Annotated in this window: 6 protein-coding genes and 2 pseudogenes; 3 read left to right on the top strand and 5 right to left on the bottom strand. The window is 35.9% G+C overall.

What is annotated here, in order from left to right:
* From F6K27_RS12430 to F6K27_RS12420, 3 genes and pseudogenes are all read right to left on the bottom strand, one after another.
* The coding region (locus F6K27_RS12430; protein ID WP_287276154.1) for a type I polyketide synthase at positions 1 to 1,859 on the bottom strand (1,859 nt) is incomplete at its 3' end.
* A gap of 1,158 nt (positions 1,860 to 3,017) precedes the next feature.
* A pseudogene (locus tag F6K27_RS12425) lies at positions 3,018 to 3,911 on the bottom strand (RNA-guided endonuclease InsQ/TnpB family protein).
* A gap of 399 nt (positions 3,912 to 4,310) precedes the next feature.
* Positions 4,311 to 5,048 carry a 4'-phosphopantetheinyl transferase superfamily protein gene (locus F6K27_RS12420; RefSeq protein WP_287276152.1) on the bottom strand — a complete coding sequence of 246 codons (738 nt, stop codon included), beginning with the start codon at positions 5,046 to 5,048 and terminating at the stop codon, positions 4,311 to 4,313.
* Positions 5,049 to 5,561: 513 nt separating this feature from the next.
* Here F6K27_RS12420 and F6K27_RS12415 point away from each other — a divergent pair.
* On the top strand, positions 5,562 to 6,260 hold the full coding sequence (locus F6K27_RS12415; RefSeq protein WP_287276151.1) for a lipoate--protein ligase family protein: 699 nt from the start codon (positions 5,562 to 5,564) through the stop codon (positions 6,258 to 6,260).
* A 279-nt stretch (positions 6,261 to 6,539) separates the two neighbouring features.
* Here the strand turns inward: F6K27_RS12415 and F6K27_RS12410 are convergent, their stop codons facing one another.
* Both F6K27_RS12410 and F6K27_RS12405 read right to left on the bottom strand, forming a co-directional pair.
* Complete coding sequence (locus F6K27_RS12410) at positions 6,540 to 7,457, bottom strand: hypothetical protein (RefSeq protein ID WP_287276149.1); 918 nt, start codon at positions 7,455 to 7,457, stop codon at positions 6,540 to 6,542.
* Positions 7,458 to 7,746: 289 nt separating this feature from the next.
* Complete coding sequence (locus tag F6K27_RS12405) at positions 7,747 to 10,119, bottom strand: CHAT domain-containing protein (RefSeq protein ID WP_287276148.1); 2,373 nt, start codon at positions 10,117 to 10,119, stop codon at positions 7,747 to 7,749.
* A 60-nt stretch (positions 10,120 to 10,179) separates the two neighbouring features.
* Here F6K27_RS12405 and F6K27_RS12400 point away from each other — a divergent pair, with 60 nt between their 5' ends.
* Together F6K27_RS12400 and F6K27_RS12395 are read left to right on the top strand one after the other, a co-directional pair.
* Complete coding sequence (locus F6K27_RS12400; RefSeq protein ID WP_287276146.1) at positions 10,180 to 10,320, top strand: hypothetical protein; 141 nt, start codon at positions 10,180 to 10,182, stop codon at positions 10,318 to 10,320.
* Between the two features lie 1,085 nt (positions 10,321 to 11,405).
* Positions 11,406 to 11,486 (top strand): annotated as a pseudogene (locus tag F6K27_RS12395) (IS5/IS1182 family transposase); the annotation flags it as partial.
* Positions 11,487 to 11,697: the final 211 nt, after the last annotated feature.

Genomic DNA, 11,697 nt, shown 5'->3' with positions numbered 1-11,697 from the left:
AGGGCGTATTCTATTGAAAATAAAGCTGGTTGGGTATAAGCTGTTTGGTCTAATACACTTGACTTTTGTGCATCTTTAGAATAAATAACTTCTAATAAAGGTACTTCTAGATATTCTTTTAGAATTTCATCGCATTGGTCTAGAATTTTCCGAAATGTGGGTTGAGTCTCATATAGTTGTCGTCCCATATCTACATATTGAGAACCCTGCCCAGTAAACAGAAAAGCAATCTTCTTCTCCTGACTTGCTACCTTTCCTCTGAACACTCCATTTGTGTCATTACCTTGAAGAAAATCTGCTAATTTTTCCTGTAAATCGCTCTTTGACTCGGCTACTATCGCCACCCTTTCTTCAAAATGTGTTCTCCCTGTATTAGCAGTGAAGCATATATTTTGTAGCGATAATTCAGTTTTTGATTCTAAATAACCTTGATATTTTTTTGCTAATTCCTGCAGTGCTATTTCTGTCTGTGCTGAGAGAGTTAAAATCTTTTGGGGAGGCTCCAGATTATCATTTTTTTCAACTTTAACCTCTTCTGGTTCTTCAAAAACGATATGAGCATTGACGCCACCAATACCAAAAGAACTTAAACCTGCACGTCTAGGAATCTCTTCACCCGATTCATTCTTTAATCGTTTCCATTCTTGATTTTCCTCTATGAGATAGAAAGGAGTATCTTTAATATTTATCCGTGGATTTAATCCTTTGAAATTGACAATTTTTGGCAGTTTTTTGTACTTCATTGCTAATAATACTTTGATTAATCCAGCAATTCCTGCCGCTCCTTCCAAATGCCCTATATTACTTTTTACTGCTCCTATACCACAGTAGGGTTTCTCTGTTTTTTCTACTCCATACTGACTATAAAGTTGTTTGTAGGCTCTCTTCAAGGCATTAATTTCTATGGGGTCTCCCAATGGTGTGCCTGTACCATGAGATTCTATATAAGATACTGTATTCGGGGAAACATTGGCGTTAGTATAGGCCGATCGAATTACTTGAGCTTGAGAGTAGACATTGGGAGATGTGATCGTCCTCGCCTTACCTCCGTGGTTAATAGCACTTCCTTGAATTACACCATAAATCCGATCGCCATCTTCTATTGCTTTTGTCAGAGGTTTTAATAAAACTACTCCTGCTCCTTCTCCCCTCACATAACCATCAGCATCACTACTAAATGTTCTACATTGTCCAGTAGGCGATAACATCCCCAATTGACTCATCTGGATGTATGTTGTTGAGGTGAATAATACACTAATCCCACCTACTAATGCCATCTCACATTCTGATTCTTTCAGGGATTTGAGTGCGTAATGAACAGCCACTAGGGAACTCGAGCAAGCTGTATCTATAGGAATACTTGGACCGTGGAAGTTAAAAAATGAAGATATACGGTTGGGAATCATACAAGTCCAAGTTCCTGTCCCACTATGACCCTCTACATTATCTTGATTTTGGTTCATCAACAGAATAGAGTCATAGTTACACGCCCCTATAAAAACACCTATGTCTTTTCCTGAAAGTTCAGATGGTGAGTAACCTGCATCTTCTATACAAGACCAGCTCAATTCCAACATAATTCTATGTTGTGGGTCTATTTTTTCTGCTTCTCTGGGAGATATTTCGAAGAACTGGGCATCAAACTGGTCTATACCTTCTGTTAATCCTGCCCATTTACTAATTGTTTTATGGGGTCTTTCAGGATGAGGAGAGTAATATTTTTCTACATCCCATCTTTCGGCAGGAATTTCACTGATACTATTTATGCCTTGTTCCAGATTTTGCCAATACTCGTTGTAGTCTTTGGAACCGGGAAGTCTACAAGCGATACCTATAATAGCGATTTGAGAACTGTGCATGTTTTACTTACTTTGATTAATTTTGATTATTTTGTTTGAATTACCAATTTTATTTCTACAGATGTATTATTCTGTAAGAATTTCTCGGGGATAATTTTATTTTATTTTGTTTTTGTTTCAGAAATACTTGGTTAGCGATAGTTCCACAATGAAGTGACAGGTGAGGATGTACTTGCATCCATTATCTTTTAAAGATTGAACCTCCATACAGCCATTCTATATATTATTGCTAAGATTTATCTGATTGTTTCACTGGTATTGAATAGTAGTTGTCCACTCCGATGCTCATGTCCAACATACTTAATCCACACATTCCTATTAGTATTCCTATTTCTACACTAGTTATCGGATGCCACGATAATAGTAAAGATATTGCTATTAGTTTGCCTATGGCTATTATGCCTATGGCTATTAGGACATTAAATGTATAGTGTTTGTTCTGTAGACTTTTTATATAGTCTTTTGATCTGGTTTTTGACTTTTGATCTTTAGCTACCTGAACAGATTTTTTTGTTACGTATATTTGGGTTGACATCAAACTCTTTCCTTTGTCGTTTTTTTATCCAAAATCACCTGTTTGGTACTTACACCTCTAGGCCACTATTTTATGTTTATGAGTCTAGGAATTTTATGTACGGTTGTTAACAACAATCAGATTCTATCATTAATGTTTTAAAATTCAAACCTTTGATCGTAAATTTATGGTTTGTTGGACAAAAGACAAAAATACTATCATAAGTAACCGAGCATGGCACAAAAAATCTCTACCATTAGAGATCGGTAAAGCCTAATCCTAGTCTAAGTCTAAGGAAGTTGATCAAGATGTTAACAGAATACCCGCAGCATATCGTATCTTGGTGTCCTATGGCAATGCTAATCAATATTGATTTTACACAGAAGCTGTTTCATTCTCACTCTAGGTGAGGTATAATTTTAGACTAAAAAGTAGATTTAAACCCAAAATTTGGCCAATATTAGCTTAATTGATCATTTTTTGTGATGCAAAGCAGTGTGACCCCCAAAATCTACTGGCCTCAAACTCCGTTTTATATGATCTTCATATTCCACCGTTCTTAGAAACCTATGATTATCTATATAAATCTATGATTTTCTCTAGATAGCCTGTTCTATTCCTGTTTCTATCTGGCAACGTCGGCGTTATCCAGTCCACAGGCTGTCACGGGCGTTCGCGTTAGCGTTGCGGAGCAAACTGCCCGCCATAGCTAAATTTAATGCTGCATTCAAGTCTCGGTCGCAGCTAAAATTGCAGTGTTCGCAATTAAAAACACGCTCTGATCACAAAAGAGATTCTTTAACAGTTCCACAATTAGAACAGGTTTTAGAACTGGGACACCATCTATCAACGATGATTAACTCAGAACCATATAATTTACACTTGTATTCTAGCTGTCTACGAAACTCGTAGAAACCCATATCAGCAACTGCCTTAGCTAACTTATGATTTGCCATCATTCCTGATACATTAAGGTCTTCTATTACTATTTGACTGTGGTTTTTAGCCAAATAGGTAGTTAGTTTATGTAATGTATCTTTCCTGATATCAGCTACCTTTGTATGTAGCCTCGCTATTTTTAGCTGTGCTTTTTTCCAGTTATTGGAAAACTTGGTTTTATGTCTGTTAAGGTATTGAAGTCGTGAGAGTTTAGCTTCTAACCTCCTTTTTGATTTAGCCCCTTCAAAAACTTCACCAGTGGATAAAGTAGCTAGAGATTTTATACCTAAATCAACACCAACTACATCTACTGATTTCTCAGTAATTTGAGTTTCTTTCTCTCTAGAATTGAAACTGATGAACCAACGGTCGGCTTTTCGGCTAATAGTTACAGACTTAGGAGTAATATTATCTGGCAATATTTCGTAAGTTTTCACCCATCCAATTCTTGGTAATTTAATCTGATTAAAACCGACTGTAATTGAACCATCTAAAGTAAAGCTATCATCTTTACCTTTTTTCTTGAATTTAGGTTGACCAGACACTTTTTTAAAGCAACGCTTCCAAGATAACGATAAATACCTTAAAGCATATAAAATTAATATTAAGCAGTTTATAATTAGAGAAAGCTATGTTTAATTTTCTCGGTGGAAAATATATCATCAGGAAAATTTTTTAGGAGAAGTGAGTTGCAACTTAGCTGAAAGTTTTGGCTACTCACTGAATTCCTAATATCATGTCCGCTTAATTGACCATAATCAAAATTTTGGTAGTGCATCCCTACCAAAATTTTGCTATATCTTTTATCTTTTCGCCCTGCCTTGTGTTAATCTACAAGTATAGTTTTGAGCACGGGATTTTTTGATAATTTTACCTTGATAACATGAAGTCGTATAAGCGATAGCTATCAGTAAAATTAAAGCGCGTCAAACATTGTACATTGGCTTGACTTCCTTCTAGATTATATCCACCTGCGAGTGCAGTCTTTAAACATAGCTTCAATACCCAATTCTATGTGTCTGCCAAAAACTCAAGTTTTGATTTGTCCCTGCCACTACTACAGCAGCAATGTAATTAGATTCAGGAATAAACTGATGTAAATACCAACGGGAAGCTTCTTGAAAATCTCCATTAATACTAATAAACTGTATTGGTTGTTCTGGTTTTAAACAAACTTCGACTTTTTCCAATCCTCCTGCTAACCCATCTCCAGTAGCTTTTAAATAGGCTTCTTTACAAGTCCATATTTTGAAGAAAATTTCTTGTTGCTGTTGAGGAGGAAGCTGACTAATAAGGTTGTATTCTTGGGAAGTAAAGAAACGTTTTGCCAAGGCTTCAGCATCATTCATTGGGCGAATATATTCTAAGTCAATACCAATTAAATTAACTGTGGTAATAGCATATAAAGCTAAATCTTGAGAGTGAGATAAATTAAATAATATAGAGGTATCTGGTAAGTAGGGTTTGCCTCGTTCACTATAAGTAAATTGTAATTTTTTAGGTTCAATATTTAAGTAACAGCTAAGGATTTTTCTGAGTGTTCCTCTGGCAATAATAAAACGATTTTTATCTCGTTCAAAATAAAATTTGTTGGCTCTATCTATTTCGTCTGAGGATAAGATTTTTGATAATTCTTCAATTTCAGATGGAGGTGATTTTAGATTTTTACTCCAAATATGAACATGATTTGGTGATAATTCTAATTTTTGACCTAGAGGTAGATGTGAAAAAAACATTGATTACAGATTTATCAGATATTTTACTGGAAATACGGAAGGTTTCTAAAGGATTTTTATGGGTTGCAAAAATAATTTGATATGATAAGTATAGTAAAAAAAATGTACTTATATCATGTGCGGTTGAATACTGATAAATAATGACGGAGGAGGACCGAGTCAGAAGTCGGGAGGAAAAAAGAGGGAAGAGGAGAAGAAAGTTTTTTATCATGCTATTAAACGAACATGATATTATATGTATTCAAAGAAATGAGGCCACAAAAATTACTTCAGAGAATTATTAATAACTGTCTTGTAATACCTAAAGTTAAAGCTAGAAAACTCGGAAATGGAAATAAAACAGGTCAGCAGACTGATCCGCTGAAATATAGCAGTCGCCTTTATTGTATTTGACATATCAAAAGCTTAAAACTCAGACAACGCCAGATTTTTCCTTATTCCTTATTCCTTCTTCCTTCTTCCATGATGTTTTGGCGACTTATTCCCTTACTAACGACAACCGGCAAGTTACAAATGGCAATAGATGAATGGTTGCTACACCAACATCTGCAAGGAAATATTCCACCAACTCTCCGCTTTTACACCTGGCAACCTGTGACCATTTCTCTGGGTTATCATCAACGACGTTATCCTGAATATTGGCAAAATCTGACTTGGCAAGGCAAACCGATAGATATTGTCCGTCGTCCTACTGGTGGCAGGGCGGTTTTGCATCAGGGAGATTTAACTTATAGTGTTATAACTTCTGGTTTTCCTGGCAGTCGTATTGAGTCTTATCAGGCTATTTGTGAATTTTTAATAGTGGGGTGGCGATCGCTAGGTGTGGACTTAGTTTATGGCAGTGCGGGAAGAGGTTATATCCACAACCCTAACTGTTTTGGCACTTCTACTGGTGCAGATTTAATATTACCTAATGGTGGAAAATTAATCGGTAGTGCCCAATTGAGAAAGGGTAGGGCAATATTACAACATGGTTCTATGATTTTAACGCCTGATGTTGAATTTTTTAGTTATGTTTTTAACTCTCAACCTTCTCCTGGAGTTTCTGATATTTTTACATCTGTTTTATCTGCCGTCGATAGGAGAGAAGTTATGATTAATCGGATTATTGAAGCATTAGTTAGAGCAGCTATGAAATGTTTTAAAATTCAGCTAATTACAGAACCTTTATCTGAGAGAGAATGGATAGAAATTAAGAGTTTTTCTGTTTAGGTGAAGCTAGTTATCAATATGTAGAGGGAAGGCAGAAGGCAGAAGGGAATTTTATTTGTTGGAGAGGTCTAATGATTGTGATATCAAATCCGCTTAATCTCGGTATAAAAAAATGTCCTATCTTCAGCCATTGCCAAATCTTTCTTTATCTCCTGACCTCCCCATCTCACCCTCTATTTTTAAATAGATACCAAATGGGTTCTATAATTCCCATTCGTCCCGACTCCTGAGGACTGACTCCTGACTCCTACCCTGACCAAAAGACTTTTTCAGCAAAACCTAATTAGTTCGTTTCTGCAATATATTCCAATCTGTTCTCATGAGAAAATCCCAATCTCGTAGTGCTTCTCGTGACCATAACCAGTTTTGTCTAAGTTGGGGAATATGATATTCTATTGCAGCTTCTTTCATTACTTTTGTCCGATATTGTAAAGCTCTCAACCAGCGTTCTCTTTGCTCATTTCCTTGATAAGTTTGAGCAGATTTCATCATTACTAATCCAATACCTGCATAGGCATTAATAGCATCTTTTTGTTCAACTTCTGGAGTTGGTAAAGCCTCAATTGAAATGTTACGCAGTATTTGTGTTTCTGGTGCAATTTCTCCTGATAATTTTAATACTTTTAACCAAGAATAATAAGCTTTTTTCAGGTCTCCTTTGGTATAGTAAGCAAAACCTATAGCATTCTGATATGGAATAGAATCAGGGAGTTGAGCGACGGCTTTTTCCCAGTAATATATAGCTTCATCTACAGTATAATTTCTATTTCCATATTGGGCTAATTCCCAAACTAATCGACCTTGTAAAAAAAGTATGTCTGAGTCAACATTTTGCTCATTATTACCTGCTTTTAACACAATCTTAAGTGCTGCTTTTGCCTCTCTAAAAGCACCTCTATTTAATAAAGACTCTACAGCTTTTTTTCCAGCTTGAATATCATTTTTATTAAATTGTTCAATAGCTAGTTGTTTGTCTGCTTCTACAGTATTGGCACTATAATTAATTGGTTGCTCTTTATCATATCTTTCCAGGTTAATTGGATCGGGAGTTATAGATATAGTTTTTGAAGAAAGTATTGGTCGATTTTGAAATAACCAAACACCACTTAGAGTGAATAAAACAGCAATTAGATGTGAAACTATTCTACCGGGAACTGAGTTAAAAAAAATGATAGTTTTTTCAGAATTTTGTGTCATTTTGATGTCTTTGATAATTATCAACCTTCGGTGGTAGAAGTTAGAAGGGAGTAAAAAATAAAAATTATCTGACTCTTTTGCCTGCTTAATACTCTACTTTTTTTGAGAATGCCTAAAGAAGTTTTCAAGTAGAGAAGCAAGGAGTGGATAGAAATTTGAATTCTCCCTTTCTCCTACCTCCTCCTTTATTATTTTTCCAGCTGCTCACTCTTGTATTCCGACTCTTTTTTAAATTGGCTAATGACTAATTTAAAAATAAACCGTTAGTATATCTAATTTTAATCTACTACTAAGCAATATCTTCAAACTGCTTATTCTGTTGAACTGGCTGTTTGTGATATCGAAGTCTCAATAATAAACCCCAATCTTGACGAGCCATGGGAGACCACAACCAACTTTTTTGCAATTGTTGGATATGAAACTCTTTGCCAGCTTCTCTCATAACTTTACTAACATATTTTAAAGCTCGATCAGGAGTTTTTTGTAAATTTTGAGCTGATTTTAGCATGATTAATCCCAGACCAGCATAAGCATTCATAGCTTCTCTTTTCTTGACAGATAAATGTCTTCGGTCATTATTATAAACAGGACGAACTTTTTCCATTTCTGGAGTAATTTCTCCTGACAAATGCAATACTTTTAACCAAGCTCCATAAGCTTTTTCCATATCTCCTTTAGTGTAATAAGCAAAGCCTAAAGCATTTTGATATAGAATATTTTCTGGACTTTTGTCAGCAGCCTTTTCCCAATAACTTATAGCTTCATCTATCAGATTATTTTGATTTCCATCTTGGAAGATTTCCCAAACTAATCGACCTTTAAGAAAATTAATTTCTGGATGGTCGTTGATTTGAGTAGGCACAGCAGCGATCGCTTCTCCTGCTTTTGCTAATTCTCCTCTTTCTAGTAATATTTCTACAACCATTTTGCCAGCCAGAATATCATTTTGCTTAAACTGTCTAATTGCCAGTATCTGTGCTTCTTGTATGCTACTATTTTTTTCATTAACATTAACAAGTCGAACCCTGTTATAGTCATAATTAATCCCTGGGTCTGGGGCTTTAGGAAGCAATTGAGCATTCCCTGGTGACAGTCTATTGAAAGTAATTGTATTAGTACCAAAAGTTAACATTACTAATGATGCTGCAGATACTAATATTTTTTTCCAGGAAAATTTTTGAGACTTTTTCTCAGTATTTGATGTGGTTAATACTGACTGAATTGGTGTTACTATTTCTTCTTGTTTTTCATGGCTTTGATTACTGAGTTGTTCTCTTATTTCTCTTTCTTGCAATAACTCTTGGAGAGTCTTTACTTGAGCTTGATTATTGGTATTCTGCCAATTAAGATTATCTGTTTGAGGTTCACTAGGCAATTCCTCTATATTCTCTAGATCGATATTTGGTTCTACGCAAGTTGAATCTTCTGGCGACTTTGGTGATGCAATTTTTTCCTCAACAAATTCCTCAAAAGGCTTAACAATTTCATTTGCCGAATTGCTGGTTTTTTGAATCAGACAACCATCAAACTCTTGATGCAAGTAGACAACAGGTAATGCCCAATAAAGTTCATGTGAACCGTAAGCAGAAATCAATCCTTGTCGTGCCCGACTCAAACTTAAGTCTATTGGATAACCTTGATTGAGATTTCGATAAAAAAGCCGTGTCAAACTTAGGGAAACCTCATCTGGAATACGTTCTGCCATTGCTAGCACTCCCGGAATACCTCGTTTAACTAGCGCTTCTGCTAAGTTGAGCGCTACTTCATCATCAGTGGGGTTAACTAAGTGGTTGTAAGCGCCTCGACATGAATTGAAAACCGCCATCTGAATACCATTGTTAACTAACAACCCTGCTAAGTCTCGACCACTGAGACTTTCTGTTAACCCTGTTATATTGCTAACTAAAGATATTTCACCACCAGAAATACCCCAGTTGCTATGACCTGCATAGTGGAAAACCTGATATTTACCTTGCTCTAAACGTTGAGTAAGTTGTTCTCGTCCAGGTTGCCTGAGAATATCCAGGTGGATTTGAATTTCTCCACTATTTATTTGTAGTTCTTGTTGCAACGCCTCATATTCTTTTTCTAGTTGCAGACTATCTTTATCGCTAGGAGCAGCGATCGCCATTAAGATTTTTAATGGTTCTTCTGGAGTTCGTGTCCGGGTTTGTTTAGGTAAGCAAGTATTAGGTTGATAGCGAGAGAACATTACATCAGTACCAGTAGCAAGGGGGCGATCGCCTGCATGGAGTACCTCCCAAGGCAAACTGGATATACGTCTGTCTTTAGTCCCCAGACGTAACTGTAATACCTCTCCTCGATTATGAGCTATTCCTTGAGCGCAACTCCAGCTATCTCTCAGGGTGTCTTTGAATAGCTCTTGATACATTTCTTGGCCTAATGCTACTAAACTTGGACTTACCACTTCCCCAGACCTGGCCACAACCTGACTGGGGATGACTACCTGAGCGTTGGACTTTCCTTCTAGGAGATCGAGTAATGGATCGCGAAATAGGTGACGTGCTTGGGCTAACCATTGTTCTATAGGCCATTCGACAATTTCTTCAGCCACTAACCCACCAATAGGTACTTTTTCTGTCCGAACAAAGTATTCGTCTTCTCCCAGGGGAGTAATTGAAATATGAAATTCCTGTGTCACTTATTTTTTATCCTTCTGCTGAATTTACTCCGCCAAAACTCCCGATCTTTGCTTTTGATTATGAATAAATGGGAAAGAAATGACGACTGTGGATTTGGTGTTCTACCATTTTGGATTTTAGATTTGGGAAACTTTCTCTGTGCAGGAGTGTTGGGTTTCCCTGATGTAGCAACCTTAAGGTGTTGGTATAAAAAAGCTTAAAGTAGTGCTGGTTATGATTCTCAGAACTAGCAATTTGCACGCCTAGTTGAAGTGTTATCTATTAGTAACTAAGCAGTCTAAGTTACTAATAGATAACACTCATTTTTTTTGCTTCTTCATCTATGTTAGTCTCAGATTTCTGAGGCCTGCTCTTTAAATCTCCTCTTCAACCACCTATTAACTAATTCAGGAGTACTTTCCGGATAATTTGATCATCAGCACTAAAATATAGATTTAAGTATTGATTCGGTTGAATGGCCAATTTAGAAAATCTGCAATGGCAGTAATTGGGCAACAATGTACCAACGATGAATATGGGTAAGCTGACCGGATTACACATTCATCTACTGTGTATCTAGACAATATTATAAGTAAAAAGTTTCTTTTTGACCTGCTTTATCTCAAGTGAATTTATTTCGATTTACCGAAACATTATTTGTTTGAGGCTATTCAAGAACCTTTTTTCGATTTATACAATACTAACATTCTCAATTATTGTTGTAACTCCGGAAGGTTAAACCATCATTTTTTTATATCCTTAAAAACTAGAAAGCTTTTTTGTCAGAACAATTTAAATATCGATAAGTTTTGCTGTAGAGTTGGTATCGGATAATTTGAGAGACTATTTGTCAAATTAATTATTAAGAGATTATGGATCTACATTCAGATAAAAATGGGAAGGAGTCCAGGGATAGAAATAAGTATGAGAGAGTAGTTTATAGGTATTCAGACTGATCGGTTATGTTGAAAAATAGAAAGTATAGTTGTGTCTTATTCTTACTACCCTATTTCGTGATACATTCAATCTCTGAGTTTTATATCTTTAAGTATTTGTATTGTAGAGTTTTATGTTTTGTTTGTCCCTATAAATAAATAGAATTTGCGATTGCACTGCTGTGGGATTATACTTGGGACGGGCTAAAACTGCATTTTTCAATTTCAAAGGTCAAACCTTAAGCCTCAAACCTTTCTGACCTATGGCCTCTGAATTATAGAACATTTATCATTGTTACATACTACATTTTGTCGTGCGGAATGTGGGATCAAAAAATAACCGAACTAAGCCCTATAATTACGATCACGTATTGTATCAAGGACACCATCTGGTAGAGAACTTTTTCCAAAAATTGAAGCAATATCGAGCTATTGGGACTCGTTACGACAAGCGTTCGGTGACTGGAATTTAGACTAAATAGTTGAAGATACAGTCAAGGAAAGGATGCAAAAAATTTAGACTATCAACAGATATGAAAAACAAATGTTGAGATTAATTAAGCTGATTTCGTCTTTTTTGTGTTTTTTTTTCTGGCTTTCAAACTTACCTTTTCCTTTTTTCACTATTGGGTATCGTTTTCTTTTGTTACGAATTTGACCTTT

Source organism: Okeania sp. SIO2F5, from assembly GCF_010692685.1.
Lineage (GTDB): Bacteria > Cyanobacteriota > Cyanobacteriia > Cyanobacteriales > Microcoleaceae > Okeania > Okeania hirsuta.
This window is presented reverse-complemented; position numbering and strand designations above follow the sequence as displayed.

Excerpts from the sequence above, each read along its gene's own strand:
- F6K27_RS12410 (WP_287276149.1), bottom strand. The coding sequence starts at position 7,457 with ATGACACAAAATTCTGAAAAAACTATCATTTTTTTTAACTCAGTTCCC.
- F6K27_RS12415 (WP_287276151.1), top strand. The coding sequence starts at position 5,562 with ATGGCAATAGATGAATGGTTGCTACACCAACATCTGCAAGGAAATATT.
- F6K27_RS12400 (WP_287276146.1), top strand. The coding sequence starts at position 10,180 with ATGAATAAATGGGAAAGAAATGACGACTGTGGATTTGGTGTTCTACCA.
- F6K27_RS12420 (WP_287276152.1), bottom strand. The coding sequence starts at position 5,048 with ATGTTTTTTTCACATCTACCTCTAGGTCAAAAATTAGAATTATCACCA.